We start from the raw sequence: 18,502 nt of genomic DNA, 5'->3' as shown, positions 1-18,502 counted from the left end.
AACCAACTGTTCGACCAGGTGCTCCTGGAGCTGCGCCTCAACGCTGAGCAAGCCCGGCAGCTCTCGGAGTGGATCCTGAAGCAGGCGCTGCCTCCCAAGGTGTTGCGGCAGAACCTGGTGGACTTTCTCACCGATCGCAACATCGAAGCTTTGGATGAAGAATTTCGCGAGCGGGCCACCGGCTCCTACTGGGTGGTGGCCAACTTGTTTGGCCTCAAAAACGCCCTACTGCGCCTGCGCACCTATTGCCTGGAGGAGCCGGAAGGGGCAGAAGCCATCTTGGAAGATCTGCTCAAAGACATCAACGCCCCCCGCCGCCTGACCGAGATCCTGCAGAACCTCTCCCTGCAAAACCTGCCGGTTTCCGCCGTACGTCAGTTGCGTCGTGCCCTCCGCGATGGGATCCAAGATTACCTGCGCAGCCAAGGGCCAGAGGTTATCAAGGGGCTGGGGGAGAGCATCGATTGGGAAAAAGTGGCCAGCCTGGTGTTGGGTCGCCTGCGCAACTCCAAGGCGTTGATCACCTCCATCGATCAGATCAGCGCCGACCTGGCTTTGATCCTGGAGCGCTACCTGGAGCGGGATCTGGAATCCTTGATGATGCAGGTGATCCCGGTGTTGAACTTGGATCAGGTGATTGCCGACAAAGTGAACGCCACTTCCCCCGCCCAGCTGGAGCAGGCCATCCAACAAATTGTGCGCCAAGAACTGCAGGCCATCGTCAACCTGGGGGGGCTGCTGGGTTTTTTGGTGGGCTGTGTGCAGGTGCTGTTTTTGCTGAGGTGACAGCCCCCTTCCCCAGAAAACGGGAGCTTGGATGGGAGTTTTCGCTTCGGTTATGATATTAGAATGCGGTTAACAATTCTCCACACTTCCGATCTCCACGCCAACCTGCACCCTTGGAACTACTTTACCGGGAGCCCCGCAGAGCACGGCCTGGCCAAGCTGGCCACTCTGATCAAGCGCGTGCGAGCAGCCAGCGAGGATCCCGTCCTGCTAGTTGACAGCGGCGACACCATTCAAGGATCCCCCTTGGGCACCTACTATGCCCAGGTGGAGCGGGTCTCCCCCCATCCTGTGGCTCACGCCCTCAACGCCCTCGGCTACGACGCCTTCACGCCGGGCAACCACGACTTTAACTTTGGGCCCCAGGTTCTGCAGGATTTTGTGAGCGATCTCCGCTGTCCCACCCTCTGCGCCAACATCCTCCGCCAAAATGGGGATCCCCTGTTTCGGCCTTATCTAATCCGAGAAGTGGCCGGGATCCGCGTCGGCCTGCTGGGGCTGACCACCCCCCGCATCGACACCTGGGAGCGGCCCGACTACATCGCGGGGCTGCGCTTTGCCCCTCTGCTGGAAACTGCCCAGCACTACCTGTCGCTGTTGCGGCCCCAGGTGGACGTGTTGGTGCTGATTCTGCACAGCGGCCCCAGCCAATTGCCCCCTTTGCGCACCCCAGAGCACTGGCACAACCCAGATCGCTCCGGCTGGATCAGCAACAAAAGCCTGAGGGGGGAAAACGAGCTGCTGGCCCTGGCAGAGCTGGAGGGCATCGACGTCATCCTCTCCGGCCATACCCACCAGACCATTGCCGGCCTGGGGGGAGCCAAGGCCCTGGTGGTGCAGCCCGGCTACTGGGGCAGCCACCTTTCCCACGTGTCTTTGGAGCTGGAGCGCCACGGCGGACGCTGGCAAGTTGTCGGGAAAACCGCCCAGTTGCTGGCTGCAGAAGGGATCCCGGCCGATCCGCAACTGTTGGCCCTCACCGAGCCCTACCACCAAGCTACCTTGCGCTACATCCGCCAGCCCATTGGCCACGCCCGTTGTGCCTACCGCGGTGGGCTGGCAGCCCGGTTGGGGGCCAATCCCCTAGCAGAGCTCCTGCATCAGGCCCAATTGCAGGCGGTACGGGAGGCCGGCCTCTCGGCGGAGCTCTCCCTGGTCAACATCTGCAGCAGTGCCGGCCTGGCAGCGGGCCCCGTCTTTTTGCAAGACGCCTACAGCCTCACCGTTTACGACAACACCCTCTGCATCTTGGAGATCACCGGCGACATCTTGCGACGCGCTCTTGAGCAGACGGCTGGGTATTTTCGCCAATTGGATCCCGAGCATCTCCCGGCGGATCCCGCCGCTGTCGTCGCCCCCGAAGCCCGCGGCTACACCTTCGACCTCTACCACGGCATCGACTACTGCTTCGATCTCACCCGCCCCGTAGGCGAGCGCTTGGTGACCTTACAATTTCGCGGCCAACCGGTGCAGCCGGATCAGACCTTTCGCCTGGCCATCAACCACTACCGCGCCGGCGGTGGGGGGGGCTACAGCATGTTCCAAGAAGCCCAAACCCTCTGGATCTCCGCCGACAGTATCCGCGACTTTCTCGCCCGCCACATTCACACCCATTCCCCCATCCAGCCCATCTACAGCCACAACTGGCACCTCATTCCCAACTTGGCCGAGATCTACTTTCCCCAGTGTTTGGGCCAGCCTCAGGACAGCTTGCTGGTAGGCTAGAACAACAGGAACCTTAACTGGCTGGTAGAGGAGTCGGTAGAATACGATCAGCACAGAGCCCAGTTTGGCTAATGGCGGCGATGGTTTTGAGACTGCCAAACTGTGGGCACCCGACGTTGCTGCTTATTGCTCACGCTTGTCGACATAACCCATGACTGCTGAAGAAAAGCAACCGATGCCCCCAGAAGATACCTATCCTGAACTCCAGGAAGAGGAAATCGACGTGGAGGCAGAGCTGGAGAAGCTGATTCTGGAAGACCGTGAAGCGGAAGCTGGCACCTCCTCCGGCGAAGCCAGCGCTGAGGCTTCTCAAGATCTCAGCGAAACCTTAAAGCAGCTCCAGCAGGAGTTGGAAATAACGCGCCAGCAACTGAAAGAGAAGGAAGAGTCCTACATACGCCTCTACGCCGATTTTGAGAACTACCGACGGCGTACCCAGCGGGAAAAAGAGGAGTTCAGCCAAAAAGAACGGCAGAAATTTGTGCTGGAGATCCTGCCTGTTGTGGATAGCTTTGAGCGGGCGCAGCAGCAGTTGAAGCTGGAGACCGACCGCGAGCGGGAGCTGCACAACAGCTATCAAAGCGTCTATCGCTTGCTAGTGGAATGCTTGAAAAAGATGGGCGTATCCCGCATGAAATCGGTAGGCCAGCCCTTCGATCCCAACCTGCACGAGGCCATAGCCCGCCAGCCCAGCAGCGAGTACCCCGAAGATGTGGTGGTCGTTGAATATCAACCGGGCTACAAGCTGGGGGACTTGGTGATTCGCCATGCCATGGTGGCTGTCTCGTCGGGCAGCCCAAACCCTGAGCCTTCCTCCCCAAGCACAACGGCTGATGCCGAGACTGGCCCCGAAAGTACTCCTACCTCTCCCCAAAACCCTCCAAACCCTTAGCAAAACTGCTCTCTCGAACCTTGACAAGCAGAGCCTATCCATCCCCAGAAAGGCTACAGTAAAGCTACGGAGGCGGAAGCGCTGCCTGAAGGTTTCTGCGGGATTCTGGGCAGAATGCTCTTAATAAGTTGAGATCCGTGGCATCCGTCTTGGGTTGGGATTTGACGCACGGGGAGAGAGCGGTATGGGCAAAGTCATCGGGATTGACCTGGGAACCACCAACAGTTGTGTGGCGGTTTTGGAAGGGGGGCAGCCTGTGGTGATCACCAATGCCGAAGGAGGGCGCACCACCCCCAGCATCGTCGGCTTTGCCAAGAACAATGTCCGCCTGGTGGGTCAACTGGCCAAGCGTCAGGCGGTTACCAACGCGGAAAATACCATCTTCAGCATCAAACGCTTCATCGGCCGCACCTTTGCCGAAACCGAAGAAGAACGGAAGCGAGTTCCCTACAAAGTCATCCCCGGCCGGGACAACATGGTGGAGGTGGTGGTGCAGGATCGCGCCTACACACCCCAGGAGATCTCCGCCATGATTCTGCAAAAGCTGAAGGCCGATGCGGAGGCTTATCTGGGGGAGCCGGTGACCCAGGCCGTGATCACCGTTCCCGCCTACTTTACCGATGCCCAGCGCCAGGCCACCAAAGACGCGGGCACCATTGCCGGACTGGAGGTATTGCGCATCATCAACGAACCGACGGCGGCCGCCCTGGCCTACGGGCTGGACAAACAAGATCAAGATCTGCGCATCTTGGTTTTCGACCTGGGTGGCGGCACCTTCGACGTCTCGGTGCTGCAACTGGGCAGCGGCGTGTTCGAGGTGCAAGCCACCGCCGGCAACAACCATCTGGGCGGCGATGACTTTGATCAGAGAATTGTCGATTGGCTCAACCGCCAGTTTTTGGAGACGGAAGGGATCGATCTTTCCCGGGATCGCATGGCCTTGCAGCGGATGCGGGAGGCGGCCGAGAAGGCCAAAATTGAGCTGTCCAGCACCCAGGTTACGCTCATCAACCTGCCCTTTATCACCGCCGACGACTCCGGGCCCAAACACCTGGAAGTGGAGCTGACCCGCGCCAAGTTTGAGGAGTTGGTGCGGGATCTGGTGGAAGCTACTGTCGAGCCCACCGAGCAAGCCTTGCGGGATGCCGGCCTCTCCCCTGAGGATATCGACCGCGTGCTGCTGGTGGGTGGCTCTACCCGCATTCCCGCTGTTCAGGAGAAGATTCGGCAAATCTTCAAAAAAAACCCGGATCGCTCCGTCAACCCCGACGAGGCCGTAGCCCTTGGCGCGGCCATCCAAGCAGGGGTGGTTGGCGGAGAAGTGAAAGACCTGCTGCTACTGGACGTGATTCCCCTCTCCATTGGTGTGGAGACCCTGGGCGGGGTATTCACCCGCATCATTGAGCGCAACACCACCATTCCCACCAGCAAAACTCAGATCTTCTCTACGGCCACCGACGGCCAGAGCGTGGTGGAGATTCACGTTTTGCAGGGGGAGCGGGCCATGGCCAAGGACAACAAGACCTTGGGCCGCTTTCAACTGACCGGGATCCCGCCAGCTCCCCGGGGGGTGCCCCAGATCGAAGTCTCCTTTGATATCGATGCCAACGGCATTCTGAAGGTCTCGGCCCGCGAGAAGGGGACGGGGATCGAGCAGAGCATCAAGATCACCAACAACGGCGGCTTGAGCAGCAGCGAGATCGAGCGGATGCGTCGGGAAGCCGAGGCCTACGCCGAAGAAGATCAGCGCCGGCGGCAGTTGGTGGAGGCCCGCAACCAGTCGGACAGCCTGCTCTACAACTACGAGAAGACCCTGCAGGAGCACGGCAGTCGCCTTAGCGAGATCCGCCTCCAGCGGGGGGCGCAGGCGGCGGGCACATTGAGGGCGCTGCTGGCAGATGATAACGTAGACTTAGCAACTTTACGGAACGCAATGGAAGAGCTGCGGGCTGTACTCCTGGAGATGGGGAGTGAGATCTATGGCACCCGCTGAGAATGCTCGGCGAAGGCTTTTGTTCAGCTCTGGGGCAGGGCAGGGGGCGTTGCCTGGGCCATTCGTTAAGCTGTGTTTCCGGCGTCATTCCATCCTTGTTCTCTGAAGCGCTTCTATGGCTCGTGACTACTACGAAATCTTGGGGGTTAGCCGTGATAGCTCCAAGGAAGAGATTAAGCGCGCCTATCGTCGGCTGGCCCGCAAGTATCACCCTGACGTCAACAAAGAGCCAGGGGCTGAGGATCGCTTCAAGGAAATCAACCGCGCCTATGAGGTGCTCTCCGATGACGAGCTGAGGGCTCGCTACGATCGCTATGGCGAGGCAGGGCTAAGCGGAGCAGCAGCAGCCAGCGGGTTCCAGGATTTTGCCGGAATCGGTGGCTTCGCTGACCTTTTCGAGAGCTTCTTCACCAACTTTGCGGGAGGGGGAGTTGGCTACAGCCGCAGCCGCCAGGGGCCGGTACGCGGGGATGACCTGCGCTTTGACCTAAAATTGGAGTTTCTTGAGGCCATCTTTGGGGGCGAAAAGCAAATTCGCATCAGCCACTTGGAGGTCTGCCCGGTCTGTGGGGGCAGCGGGGCTAAGCCCGGCACAAATGTGAAAGTTTGCCCCACCTGTGGTGGTGCTGGTCAGGTGCGGCGGGCCACCCGCACGCCCTTTGGCAATTTTACCCAGGTCTCGATCTGTCCCACCTGCGGCGGTGCCGGCCAGGTGCTGGAAGAGCCCTGCTATAACTGCAATGGGGAGGGGCTGGTCCAGACCACCAAGAAGCTGCGCATCAACATCCCTGCCGGCGTGGATAGCGGCACCCGTCTGCGGGTCTCTGGCGAGGGGGACGCCGGTCGGCGCGGTGGCCCACCGGGAGATCTCTACGTCTACCTGTTTGTGGAGCCAGATCCCGACTTCCAGCGAGATGGCCTTACCATTCTCTCGGAGGTACGGGTGAGCTATTTGCAGGCCATTTTGGGGGCTAAAGTCTCAGTGCCCACGGTGGACTCGAAGGCGGGCCTGGAGGAAGAGGTGGAGCTGACCATTCCGGCGGGTTCCCAGCCGGGTACGGTGTTAACTCTGGAGGGCAAGGGGGTACCTCGCCTTGGCAATCCGATGTTGCGGGGCGACCACAAAATCACCCTGGTAGTGGAGATTCCCACCCGCATCAGCCCTGAAGAGCGGGAACTGCTCCTGCGCCTGGCCGAGTTGCATGGGGAACGCATCAACAAGCGGGACGGTTTCTTGGGCGGGCTGTTGCGGGGGCTGGCCCAAATGCCCGGCAACCGAGAGCGAGAAGAAGAATGACGGCGGAGGCAATTCCCCCCCAGGAGGTGAAGCTGGTTCTGGATCAACGCGGGATCCCTTGCCCGCTTAACTATGTGCGGGCCAAGCTGCGCCTGGAACGCATGGCCCCGGGGGAGCTTTTGGAGCTGTGGCTGGATGCGGGGGAGCCGCTGGAGCAGGTGCCCAATAGCTTGGCGATGGCCGGCCATCGCATCGAAGGCCAACAAGCTGCGCCGGAGGGGCATCACATCCTCTGGGTGCGCCGCGGGGACTCGGCATGAGCCACCTGAGCTGGGATGGAGCGGGACAGGCCGCCGGAGAGGGGGGTCAGGGATCCGCCTGCACCGGCTGGGTGCGCGCCGCCCAGGCTAACTTTTATCGCGTGCGCATCGATCCTGAGCTAGCTGCCCTTTTTCCTGAGATCGAGGCGCATTTCCCGGCCCAAAAGCCGATGCCGGCTGAGCTTCTCTGCACTGCTCGGGCCAAGCTGAAAAAGATGGGGCAGCAGGTGATGGTGGGGGACTGGGTGGAGGTTAGCTTGCCGCCGGTTGCCGACTCTCTCTGGCCGGAGCGGGGGGCAATTGAGGCCATTCTGCCGCGGCGAACTCAGTTGCCTCGACCGGCCATCGCCAACATAACCCAAGTCTTGGTGGTGGTGGCTCTAGTGGATCCGGAGCCCGAGCCCAATGCCCTCAGCCGTCTGCTGGTACAGGCTGAGGCCAGCCACCTGCGGGTTCAGGTGGTGTTCAACAAGTGCGATTGTGTAGAGGCGGCGGTGGCAGAGAGCTGGCGACAGCGTCTGCAGCGGTGGGGGTATGAGCCTCTATTGGTCAGTGCCCTTACTGAGGCAGGGATCTCCGAGCTGCGCCGCCGCTGTCGGGATCAGATTTCGGTGGTGGCCGGCCCCTCAGGGGTGGGCAAATCCAGCTTGCTCAATCGGCTGCTGCCGGAGGCGCGGCTGGCCACCCAGGCAGTATCGGAGAAGTTGCGCCAGGGGCGGCACACCACCCGCCACATAGAGCTGTTTCCCTTGCCGGAGGGCGGTTGGATTGCCGATTCGCCCGGCTTCAATGCCGGCGAAGGGATCCCACCCGTTGCACCTTTGCAGCTAGCTGGCTGCTTTCCCGAAGTCAGGGAGCGGCTGGGCACCTGTCAGTTTCGCGATTGCTTGCACGATCGGGAGCCGGGCTGTGGGCTGCGGGAGCTGGACTGGGAGCGGCGAGCGTTCTACTTGCAGCTTTTACACGAACTTCAGGAGGCGCAATCGATGGATTCCGCCCCCCCTCGCCAGGACGCCTACCCTATCTTCTCCAAGCATTACGGGGAAAAGAGCAGCCGAGGCCTTCTCCCGCGGCATCGACCCTCTTCTCGAAAGCAGGGCCGCCAGACCCTGTCCGATCCCGAGCTCGGCCAGCAGAACGGTTGAATCTGGACATAGCTTTTCTTGGGAGCTGTTGCCGACGGCCGGGTTTTTGGCAGCGGTTGATCGCCCCAGCCGCTTGCCTCATGATGGTAGTACCTCGCAGGCCATGCTTTTCAGAAAAGCCATCGTGAAGGGCCTCAGAGGAGCCTTCCTAGTAGTTTTAGATACATGCACCTCCGCTGGGCAGCTCCCTATGGCAGTCTCGGATCCCCTTCGCCTTGTCGTGCAAGAAGTGCAGCGGGACGGGTACGCAGACCGGGTGAAAAAGTTGGTTTACTTCACCTGCACCCGCAGTTGGGAAAGCAATGCCAGCAAGCTGAACGAGGAGGAATTGAAGGCGCTGTTGGAGCAGCTCTGCCGAGAGCACGCCACGCTTGAGGCTCTGGGCCAGTGTTTTCGCAACGCCATCAACCAGATCAACAAGAAGGCTGAATACGCCCGCGTCGCCAAAATGCTCCTGAGCAAGCTCCAGCCCCTCTACCAACAGTCTCAATCGGAGCCCGGCAGCCCTCTGACTGCTTCAGTCGGAGATCTGCCCGCTTGGGTGGCGCCTGCGCCCAGCTTACCTCTGGGATACGGTGGCCTACAACTGCACAAGCAAGACTACGACCCGTTCGAGTTGCGGGCAGGGGTGATGCAGCAGACAAGTCCCTTGCGGGCCAAGCTGGTTTTGTTCACAGCTTTGCACCACAAGCTAGAGCCCACTGTGCAAGGGTTGGCGGCCCTACGGCGCTACAGTCTCGACGAGCTGCTCAGAGCCCTTTACGACGCCTGCAACTCCCCGCAGGAGCTGGAAGCGCGGCTGCAACAGGCGGTGCAGCAGCTCCAGGAACCGGAGCAGGATAGCCAAGCAGCTAACGCCGTGCTGCAGATGCTGCAGCCCCTCTACGTTTACGTGTCCCAAGAAACGATGGCTGGTGGGGGGTTAGCTGCCGAGAGCTGTGCCGCCGATCTCGATTGGCTCAATGGGGAAAATGCCGTCGGCACCGGCGGGACGGAGTCCAGTCACATCACCTGGCTGGAGTCCGAAATTCCGAACGATGGGAAAGCAATAGCCGAGCCCCCTGCTTTTTCTGCCCCTGCCGTCCTGGCGCCAGAGCTTCCAGAACCCTGCCGCCAACTGCTGCATCGTAGCGCTGGATCCCTGATGGCCACCATCGAGAACACCCTGAGCGAGTTGGGCAACGCCCTGGATGAGGGGCTGCAGGACGAGGATCCGGCCCAATACCTGAGCCTCAAACACCAGGTGCTGCGCGGCCTTCTGAAAGACGTAGAGGGATCCGCTGCCCTGTTCAGAGGGATCCTGAGTAAGCTGGAGCAATCGGAGTGGAGTTTGCTGCGGCCCGCTGGCAGTGGGGGACAGCCAGGAGAGATGGCCGAGATGCCGCTTCAGGTGGGGGATCCCTATGCCGCTCTGCGGCAGGTGCTGGCCACCAGCGAGCTGGCCCGCCAAAAGCCCCAGTTGGAGCAGGAAGTGATGCGCTTGGTGCGGCGCAGCATTGGCGCGATCAAAACCGCCATTGAAAATGCCCTGAGCGAGCTGGGCCAGGCATTGGACGAACAGTTCCAGAGCCGTCCCCTAGAAGAAGCCTTGGTTTTCAAATACCAGACGTTGCGCACCTTTTTGCAGGAAGTGGAGGAGATCTCTACGAAATTTGCGGCTCTGTTGGAACGTATGGAAGAGGCAGAGCGCCGTCTGTTCGGGCTGGTTTGAGGGCCAAACCCCCTGTTGGGGATCCCGTCTAGCACTCATAGCCATCGACTTCGGATTCCATACCCTGTCGCCAATGCGCCGCTCTAACTCCCCTCTCCCAAAAGGAGAGGGGCTGGGGTGAGGGCGGCGCAGAGCGGTAGGGAAACATCGTGATTTTCTTCTAGAATGTCCACCAGTTCAGATCCCCCCTCTCTGCCTATGGATGCCAAGGAGCTGCTCCGCCTCTACCGGGCAGGACGCACTAACTTTGCGGGCGAAAACCTAGCCGCCCTGGATCTAAGCCGGGCCGATTTAATCGGGGTGGATCTCTCACAAGCCGACCTGCACAGCGCCAATTTGATCTTTGCTTTTCTGGGGCGGGCCAAGCTGCAGAAGGCCAACCTCGTTGGAGCTAACCTTGGGGGGGCCAACCTCAGCCAGGCGGACTTGAGCGAGGCGGATCTCAGAGATGCCCAGTTGCACGGCGCCACTTTGCAGGGGGCAGATTTGCATGGGGCCAACCTGACCCTGGCCCTGCTGCTGGATGCCAATCTGCTGGATGCGGATCTGCGCTGGGCTAACCTCACCAGCGCCAACTTGGGGGGGGCTTGCCTGCGGGGGGCCAACTTGCGATTCGAGAGCCGTCGGGGAGCGGTGTTGCGCAACGCCAATCTCAGCCGCGCCGACCTGAGCGGGGCCAACCTGGCGGGAGCAGATTTGACGCGAGCTGACCTGAGCGGGGCCAATCTCAAAGAGGCCAGTTTAATTGGAGCCCACTTACAGGGAGCCAACCTGCAGCGAGCCTGTTTGCGCGGGGCCATCCTCAGCAACGCCGACCTGAGAAGGGCTTCCTTTTTGGGCGCAGACCTCCAGGGGGTGCAGATGGGGCGGGCCAATTTGAAGGAAGCTATGCTCAGCCAGGTCAACTTGACGGAGGCCAACCTCAGCGAGGCGGATCTGGCGGGAGCAGATCTTTCCGCCGCCTGCCTGCGCTCGGCCAAGCTGGCGCGGACGGATCTGAGTCGGGCCAACCTAGCCGGGGCCGATCTGAAATCAGCGAGCCTGGTGGATGCCTATCTGGGCCGCACCAACCTGGAAAATGCCGATCTCCGCGGGGCCATCCTCACCCGCGCCGACCTCAGCACGGCCAACCTCGTGGGAGCCAACCTGCGCGGGGCAACCCTGCCGGATGGACGGATTGGGTGAGCAAGGCGGGGATCCGCCCTGGAGAAGGTGAGGTTTTCCGCTGTCCTGGGAGCACCACAACCGCTAGCCTACAGGGGAAGGGTGGGATCAAAGGGATCCGTGAACAGCCGCCGATTTCTGTCCTTGATGGAAGCCTTGTGGGCTGCTCTACCCTTGCCAGAATGGTTGCCGGGGGCGGGGGAGCGCTCTTGGCAGCAGACGGTGGCAGCCCTGCTCCAGCTATGGCAAGAGGTGGGACAGTTTGGAGTGGTGATCGGGGGGCCAGTCTCCTGGTGGCCCCCTTGGGTGGTGCGGGATCCCTTGCCCCAACTGCCCCTGCCCATGGATGCGCTGCATCCTCCCCGCCGTTCTTGGGAGCCGGCACGGGAAACCCCCTGGTTGTTCAGCCCGGATTTTTCCCCTGAGTCAATCCTCACCCCTGGGCAGACGGTGATCCCTCTGCTGCCGCGGGATCCACTGGTGGAGGAGCCTTTTCTGTTGCTGCTCACCCCTGTTTTTTCGGCAGTAGCCGCCCAGGGTTACCATCCCCACACCCGGCAAAGGGGGATGATGGTATCTTTCGAGCCGGAGGTGATCCGACGAGCCTGGCAGAGCCTGGAGCAACGGGTTCAACAGGGCAGGCCAGACCGGCTCGCCGCTTGGCAGGAGTTGGCTCGCCGCTATCCCCTGATGAAGCCGCATGTACGGGTGTTGGCCCGCTTCAGCAGCTTCCTTCTGCTGGGTAACCTGGCCGAGTTTGGATCCCCACCCGCCTGCCTGCCCCCTGCCAGGGCAGAACAGGAGGCTGCCCCTGCGCCTCCACCGCCACCAGCAGCAAGGCAGATCCCGGCTTCTTCATCTTCCGCTTCCTCGCCAGCGCCTGCGCCTCCCGCCCACCGCCGCTCCTCCGCTCCCCAAGCCGAGCCAGAGCAAGTCAGCAGCCTCTCGGAGGCGGAGTTGTTGCGGGCTCTCATCCACGAGATCCAGACGCCCCTCAGCACCATCCGCACCTTGGTCAGCCTCATCCTGAAGCGGCGCGACCTGCCACCGCGGGTGCGGGAATACGTGGAGAAGATCGACCGCGAGTGTACTGAGCAGATCAACCGTTTCGGTCTGTTTTTCCAGGCCACAGAAACGGTCATGTCCGCTGCCACGCCAGGCGAGGGACGTCGGTTGCAACTGGAGCCGATTGCGCTGGTGGACTTGGTGCGGCAAAACCTGCCCCGCTGGCAGGAACAGGTGGAACGGCGGGGATCCCACCTGGAGCTGGAGATCCCTGATGAGCTGCCCGATGTAGTTAGCGATCCCAAGGCGCTGGAGGCGGTGCTGTTCGGGATGATCGACCGTCTTGCCCGCAGCACCCCTGCCGGCAGCCACATTCGCGCCCAATTGGTTAGCGCTGGCGAGCTGGTTAAGCTGCAGTTTCAGGTGAACACCCCAGAGGGGAGCGACAGCCCCAGCTCGGAACTCAAGTCCCCTCAAGCAATTGGCCAGTTGTTGGTGGTACAGCCAGATACAGGCGCCGTTAGCCTCAGCCTGGCAGTTACCCAAACCCTGTTCCGCGCCTTGGGGGGCTACCTCACTGTGCGCCACCGCGCCCATCGGGGGGAAATCCTCAACATCTACCTACCTCGCCAGCTCTAGTCCGCCGGCCTGGAGCCGGTCTGAAGTGGCAAATCCCAGGGAGGATGGGGCTAGGATCGATTTGCTTGCTCCAGGAGAGTTGAGAGAGGGGATCCATGCCGAGAGCGAAAAAAGTTGCCGAACCTCACCCAGAGCCTGAGCCCGTCTGTGGGGGCGGGGATCCCAGGCCTGGCGGGGGGATCACCCTATCTGCCCAGCAGCTCTCCACCTTGCTCCACGAGATGCGCAATCCTCTAACTGCCCTGAGCACGTTGGCCAAGTTGTTGCAAAAGCGTCTGCCCCCCGACGATCGCAACCATTGGATTGGCCTCAGCATTGAGCAAGAGTGCAGGCATCTGCAGGATCTGCTGGCGGAGCTCGAGCGCTTGGACGGGATCCCAGCCCCTCTCCACCTGCGGCCACTTGCCTTGGCCGACCTGCTCCGGGAGTGGATCCCCATCTATCAGGCTCTGGCGGAAGCACAGGGACATCGCTTTCAGGCCGTTCTTCCCCCTTCCCTGCCGCCGGTACAGGCGGATCCCCGCGCCCTGCGCCAGGTGTTGGATAACTTAATCGACAACGCCTGCAAGTACACCCCGCCCCCCGGCGACATCCAGCTCAGGGTGGAGGTCAAGCTCACCGAGGAAGCGAGAGGCTCAAGCGCCTCCTCTCGCCAAGAGGTGTGGATCGCCGTCTGTGATAACGGCCCCGGCATCCATCCCGAGAACCTGGAGCGGATCTTCGATCCGTTTTTTCGCGCTGATCTCACCAAGCCTGGGCAGGGGCTGGGGTTGGCCATTAGCCGCGACTTAGCCACCCAAATGGGAGGAGATCTCCAGGTGGAAAGCTCCCCCCAGGGCTCCTGCTTCCGCCTCAGATTGCCCACGGCCCAGTAGGGCTTGAAAATGTGAGCAGGGATGTTTCTCCCAGCCAAAATCTTGAAGCTATCCAGGAGCTGCCCAATGGCCCCCTCCGCTCAAGCCAAATTGGAACCTGCCTCGGCACGGGCCCGCATTTTGTTGGTAGATGACGAGCCAGGCTTGCGGGAAGCAGTGCAAGCCTACCTAGAAGACAGCGGCTTTGAGGTGATCCCGGCTGCCAATGCCCAGCAGGCTCTGCAACTGCTCAGCACGGCCCAGCCCCAGCTAATTATCTCCGACATCATGATGCCGGGCATGGACGGCTACCAATTTTTGGCGCAATTGCGAAAACTCGAGCCCTACAGCCATCTGCCGGTGGTGTTCCTCACCGCTAAAGGGATGACCGCCGACCGCATTCAGGGCTACCGGGCCGGCGTCGATGCCTACTTGCCCAAGCCCTTCGATCCGGAAGAGCTGGTGGCCATTGTCTCCAATCTCATTGAGCGCTCGCGCGCGGCCAGCCCTTCGGAGGTGGTGGCCCGCGAGCTGGCCTCGATTCGCGCCCTGCTGTCGGAGCGAACTCTCCCCCCGACCAGTCCCTCTCAGCCCCCCACCTCAACTCCTTTACCCCCACCGATTAAGGTGGAGCTGACGCCGCGGGAACAGCAGGTGTTGGAGAAGGTAGCAGAAGGTCTGATGAACAAAGAAATTGCCAAACAACTGCAAACCAGCGTGCGCAACGTGGAAAAATACGTCACCCGCCTCCTCAACAAGACGGGCACCAGCAGCCGCACCGAGCTGGTGCGCTATGCCCTCACCTACGGCCTGATCCGGTTGTAGCCCTCACCCCCCCCCTCTCCCTCTGGGGGAGGGGAGAAGGAGCTTACGGCTGTGGCTGGGGCGGCACGGTAACCAGCAGCTCCAGCCCAAAAGCATGCTCCCCGGCGGGGTAGCTGGTGATCCCTATCCCATCGATGCGGGTCAGCAGCTCACGGGCTTCCGGCTCTACGTTGGCCAGCCCACCCGGCAAGGCGGCTTCCAGCACCGTGCGGAGGCCTCGCCAATTCAGCAAAAAGTAGCCGTAGTTGGGCTTGGGCAACTGGTTGTAGAGGGTTTTCAGCGGCTCGGTTTGAGGAAGCAGATGGCCCTGGCGCTGGGCAAGGCTTTGCAGCGCCGCCGTGCTGGTGGTAACCATCAGGTAGTTGCCTTCCCAGGCACGGGTTAGAAGCGGACGGTTAAACAAGGGATCCGCCCAGGTTACCTGGCCATCGGCTTCCGTTACTCGCGCGCCCGACTCCTGAGCCAGCCGATCCAACTGGGCCAGGGCCGCGTTGGCTTTGTCTTTTTGGCTGCTCTCGATGATCAAAGCCGCCCCCATGCCTTGCAAGAGGGGGTGGGCCTGGGCATCGGGCGCCACCAGCAAGGCCATCTCCCCATCCAGCCAAGCCATCAGGTCTCGATCCAGATCCAGGCGGGTGTTGGTGCGGAACTCGGCCCGCAGTTCATCCAGGGACTCTTTGGCCTGGGGATCCTTTTCCAGCTCCGACACAACCGCCTGCCAGCGTTGGGCAACCTGCTGGGTGGTGATCACCGCCAGGGCACTGCCGGGCAGCCGCTGGATCAGCTCGCCCCGGGCAGTCTGCCACTTGCCCAGCAGCGGGGTTTGGGGATCCAGTTGGGTGAGTAGGCGCATCTGCAGGCCCTGCTCCCGCCAGTGGGCAGCCATAGCCAAAGAGCGCAGCGGCTGCAGGGATCCCAGCTCTGCCGGATCCCAGTCCCGCGTCCAATCTCGGAAAGACTCGGGATCCTCCTGCAAAGCCTGGAAGTTGAAGTAGGCAAAAGCCAAGGTGCCCGGCTTCTGGTAGAGATCGCCCACAGCAGTGCGGAAGCCTTCGGCGCGGCTAATGGGCTCCGCCTGGCCGCGATAGACAGCAATCGCCTGCTCCATCACCTTGGGATCGTTGGCCAGGGCCACGAAACGGCTGCCAAACTCCGCAGTCACCCATCGCTGGCCCGGCTCCCCATTGGTTTGCACGTAGAGAGTCACCCCTTGCTCCTGGCGCTGCTCGAAGTTGGCCCCTTCCGCCTCTGCCTGTTGCCGCACTTGGGCCAGGAATTGCCTGGACAGATCGGCGTTGCGGGTGCTGGCTCCAAAGAGGATCCCAGGCACCGGCTCCGCAGCCCCCGGCACCAGGTTGGGGATCACCACCGCCAGTGTGAATTGATCCCCGGCCCAGGTCTGGATCTCCTCGCGGGAGAACTCCTGGCCGGTGCTGGCCCAAGCTTCTGCCGTCCAGCTCTCCCAACGGGCCAAAAGGTCAGGGTGGGTACGCAGCGCCTCTTCTGGTTTGGTGGAAAAGGCCAACACTAGGGGTGCCGATTGGGGAACCAGCGCCGTCTCCGGCAGAACATCGCCGGGCAACTGCACCTGGGGTGCCCTAAGCTGGCAGGAGCCCAAAAGCCAAGAGCCCCCCACCGCCATCAATGTCAGGGAGAACGGACGGGGGCGACGATAAAGTTGGGCTTGCATACCACACCTGCAACGAGCCGTCCTCTTGAGCATAAGCGATGAACTCGAAGGCTGTCTGTGATCCCAGGCCCGCCCGCCGAAATTCTGTAGAAATTAGTTACTTGGGTCGGGCGCGGGCAACCAGCTCATCCACATATTCGTTCCAGCGCAGACCTCGGTGGGCCGGGATCCAGACCACCCGCACCTGCGGGCACTGCCGTTTCAGTTGATACAGCTCTTGCACCAAGTCCAGGTTTTCCACCGGCCCCGTACGCCGTCGCCACCCCTGCGCTGCCCAGCGCTCCATCCAATCGTTGTAGGTCTGCACACAGAGATGGGAGTCGCTGTAGATGGTGTCCATGCGGTTGTCCGGGGTATCGCGGCAGTATTGCAAGGCCCGAATGAGACCGGTCAATTCCATGCGGTTGTTGGTGCTGGCGGGATCCCCTCCGTAAAACTCATCCACAATCTGGTCATCCTCAACCACCACCACCGCCCATCCCCCTGGCCCTGGATTGGGAGAACATCCTCCGTCGGTAAAAATGCCACTACGGGGGCAATCAGCTAGCCGTCGCGCTACTTGGCGGTTGCCCAGGTGTGAGCTTTTGGCCATGATGGGATCCCTAACCGACACCAGAAACTGCATTCTATCCTCTGGAGGCGTGTCAGCGCCGTCGGCTATTGTGGATAGCCCTGGAAAAGTATCCTTTCGCGCTACCGGCAGCATATGTAGAGGTATCAGAAGCCGAGTTGTTTGGCGAAAAAGCGCGAATAAAAACCCCCAGAAAAGCTGGGGGAGGAGTGGTGTGTTGAGGTGATGAATACTTGCATGATATCTCCTGAAGCTGGTGGGTAGACGCAAATGACGAACGATCTCTGCGTTTTCTTGCAGAAATCCTTGCAAATGTGAGAAAGCGCCAGACACTAGAAATCAGGACGGTAGAGAAACTCTATTCCTTCTTGGTCACCAATAGTGTTTTTTCTCTGAACAGATGCCTTACTAAGCGCTAGATGTAGAGAAGATCCAACCATCTTTTTTATGCGCCTACCGCTGACACTAGGGGTTGTGTCAGGCCCAGATGGGTATAAAGGCGGGAAAAGTCAAAATTCGCTGACATTAACTCCTGGATGCAGCGGACTTTGACCTCCTCGTGCAGGCGGATCTGGCCGAAAACCCGCTCGATGCGATTGATGGTGGTGAAGGTATCCAGATCCACGGAGAGGATCGGTACTTCCAACTCTTCGGCCCGCGCCCGGATGCGGGGATCCAGAGGCAGCTTGCCCGTCAAGATGAGGCAGAGGGTGGAAGTTTCCAGGGCGGCCAGTTGAATATCGGTGCGATCGCCGCCGGTGATTACCGCCTTGTGCTCCAGTTTGCGGAAGTACTTTAAGGCGGAGTTGACGTTCATCGCCCCCACCGCAATGTCTTCGACCATTAAGTCCATCCGATCCGGGCAGCAGAGCACCTCCGCCTCCAGTTGCCGCGCCAGCTCGCCGACGCTGATGCTGCGCAAAATGCGGTGGGAGGGCAAAATGCCCAAAACCGGGATCCGTTGCCCCTCCAGGAAGGGTCGAACGATGGTCTTTGCCGGCTCCATCTGGTCGGGCGGCACATCGTTGAGCAGCACGCCAGCCAAATGGGATCCCAGTTGGCGATGGGCAAAGAGGAGGGAATCGACGGCTGAGGGAGAGTGGTAGCGGCTGATCAGCAGCACCGACGCCTCCAGGGCTTGGGCCATTTTGGCCAAGGAGAGGCCGAACAGCTCTCCCTCATAGAGATCGGCTGGGCCCTCTAGCAGGATCAAATCTGCAGCGGATCCCTCGGCAAACTCCCGCAAAGGGGCGACAGAGCACACGGGATCTGGCTCCCCCAGAGACTGCTGGATATGGGTCAGCAAAGCGTCTTCGTCGAGCTGGAAAAGCATGGGGGGCATCTGGGTCAGCCGCAGCGTATCCGCTACAAAGCGCATATCCGGATCCATCCCTTCCGGGGATCCATTCTCCCGGGCGCAAGATCCGAGCGGCTTCCCATAAGTAATTTTCACTCCTTGTTGCTGCAGATGCTTGGCCAAACCCAAGACAGCCGCTGACTTGCCGCTGAAAGGTTCGGTAGAACCGATTAGGAGGAACTTGGACACGGAGAGCTCCCAGTACGCAAGGGACAACGAGGGTGTGGCTGAAGTTACCTGTTACTCAGTCTAGCGGAGGCCGCTCGGGGGAAACCTCGGGTCTGATCCCTGGTCTCCCCCTTTGGATTTCCTTGTCCTCTGGTCGGCTAGAAACCGCAGGAGCCCCGCCCTGTACCCCCGTATACGGGGGGAGGGGGGCCGGTCAGGGCCGGGAGGAATGCGGACGACGGATAACTGTGACAGGACTCAAGTCCTGACTATCTCCTGCAAGCTCAAGGTGTCTGTGTCGCAAGCCGCCAAGCTGGATGCGACTCTGGATGCTTTTGCTCAGGCAATGAACTACCCCACCGCGTAGGCGGGTGGGGTTTCCTCACCCGCTTGACAGCAGAGCTTTTGTCTCTTCTTCTG

15 protein-coding genes are annotated in these 18,502 nt (G+C 61.1%); 12 read left to right on the top strand and 3 right to left on the bottom strand.

Annotated elements, in window-relative coordinates:
• The 12 genes from NW863_RS05915 to NW863_RS05860 all read left to right on the top strand — a co-directional run.
• On the top strand, nucleotides 1–786 hold a 786-nt coding region (locus NW863_RS05915), incomplete at its 5' end, for a DUF445 family protein (RefSeq protein WP_414365173.1).
• 63 nt (nucleotides 787–849) lie between these two features.
• On the top strand, nucleotides 850–2,511 hold the full coding sequence (locus NW863_RS05910; RefSeq protein ID WP_414365171.1) for a bifunctional metallophosphatase/5'-nucleotidase: 1,662 nt from the start codon (nucleotides 850–852) through the stop codon (nucleotides 2,509–2,511).
• A gap of 151 nt (nucleotides 2,512–2,662) precedes the next feature.
• A complete protein-coding gene (gene grpE, locus NW863_RS05905) occupies nucleotides 2,663–3,403 on the top strand; it encodes a nucleotide exchange factor GrpE (RefSeq protein ID WP_414365169.1) in 741 nt (246 codons plus the stop codon).
• Nucleotides 3,404–3,587: 184 nt separating this feature from the next.
• Nucleotides 3,588–5,396, top strand: coding sequence for a molecular chaperone DnaK (gene dnaK / locus NW863_RS05900; protein ID WP_414365167.1), 1,809 nt, complete (start codon nucleotides 3,588–3,590; stop codon nucleotides 5,394–5,396).
• Between the two features lie 115 nt (nucleotides 5,397–5,511).
• The gene (gene dnaJ, locus NW863_RS05895) at nucleotides 5,512–6,693 is read left to right on the top strand and encodes a molecular chaperone DnaJ (protein ID WP_414365165.1); all 1,182 of its coding nucleotides are present in this window, start codon (nucleotides 5,512–5,514) and stop codon (nucleotides 6,691–6,693) included.
• On the top strand, nucleotides 6,690–6,953 hold the full coding sequence (locus tag NW863_RS05890) for a sulfurtransferase TusA family protein (RefSeq protein WP_414365163.1): 264 nt from the start codon (nucleotides 6,690–6,692) through the stop codon (nucleotides 6,951–6,953). Before dnaJ ends, NW863_RS05890 begins: the two co-directional genes overlap by 4 nt.
• Nucleotides 6,950–8,098, top strand: a complete 1,149-nt coding sequence (gene rsgA / locus NW863_RS05885) for a ribosome small subunit-dependent GTPase A (RefSeq protein ID WP_414365161.1) — start codon at nucleotides 6,950–6,952, stop codon at nucleotides 8,096–8,098. Before NW863_RS05890 ends, rsgA begins: the two co-directional genes overlap by 4 nt.
• A gap of 190 nt (nucleotides 8,099–8,288) precedes the next feature.
• A complete protein-coding gene (locus NW863_RS05880; protein ID WP_414365160.1) occupies nucleotides 8,289–9,809 on the top strand; it encodes a hypothetical protein in 1,521 nt (506 codons plus the stop codon).
• Between the two features lie 198 nt (nucleotides 9,810–10,007).
• A complete protein-coding gene (locus NW863_RS05875; RefSeq protein WP_414365180.1) occupies nucleotides 10,008–10,994 on the top strand; it encodes a pentapeptide repeat-containing protein in 987 nt (328 codons plus the stop codon).
• A 99-nt stretch (nucleotides 10,995–11,093) separates the two neighbouring features.
• Nucleotides 11,094–12,617 (top strand): sensor histidine kinase, encoded by a 1,524-nt coding sequence (locus NW863_RS05870; RefSeq protein ID WP_414365158.1) that lies wholly within the window; start codon nucleotides 11,094–11,096, stop codon nucleotides 12,615–12,617.
• A gap of 95 nt (nucleotides 12,618–12,712) precedes the next feature.
• On the top strand, nucleotides 12,713–13,492 hold the full coding sequence (locus tag NW863_RS05865) for a sensor histidine kinase (RefSeq protein WP_414365156.1): 780 nt from the start codon (nucleotides 12,713–12,715) through the stop codon (nucleotides 13,490–13,492).
• Between the two features lie 66 nt (nucleotides 13,493–13,558).
• Nucleotides 13,559–14,296 (top strand): response regulator, encoded by a 738-nt coding sequence (locus NW863_RS05860; RefSeq protein ID WP_414365154.1) that lies wholly within the window; start codon nucleotides 13,559–13,561, stop codon nucleotides 14,294–14,296.
• Between the two features lie 43 nt (nucleotides 14,297–14,339).
• Here NW863_RS05860 and NW863_RS05855 read toward each other — a convergent pair whose 3' ends face one another.
• The 3 genes from NW863_RS05855 to NW863_RS05845 form a co-directional block, all read right to left on the bottom strand.
• Nucleotides 14,340–15,986: a DUF3352 domain-containing protein gene (locus tag NW863_RS05855; protein ID WP_414365152.1), complete on the bottom strand. Its 1,647-nt coding sequence runs from the start codon at nucleotides 15,984–15,986 to the stop codon at nucleotides 14,340–14,342.
• Between the two features lie 97 nt (nucleotides 15,987–16,083).
• Entirely contained in the window at nucleotides 16,084–16,611 is a 528-nt protein-coding gene (locus NW863_RS05850) for a ribonuclease H family protein (RefSeq protein ID WP_414365150.1), read from the bottom strand.
• 391 nt (nucleotides 16,612–17,002) lie between these two features.
• Nucleotides 17,003–18,103, bottom strand: a complete 1,101-nt coding sequence (locus NW863_RS05845; RefSeq protein ID WP_414365148.1) for a phosphotransacetylase family protein — start codon at nucleotides 18,101–18,103, stop codon at nucleotides 17,003–17,005.
• Nucleotides 18,104–18,502 lie beyond the last annotated feature (399 nt).

Source organism: Synechococcus sp. B60.1 (assembly GCF_047462555.1).
Taxonomy (GTDB): Bacteria; Cyanobacteriota; Cyanobacteriia; order Thermostichales; family Thermostichaceae; genus Thermostichus.
This window is presented reverse-complemented; position numbering and strand designations above follow the sequence as displayed.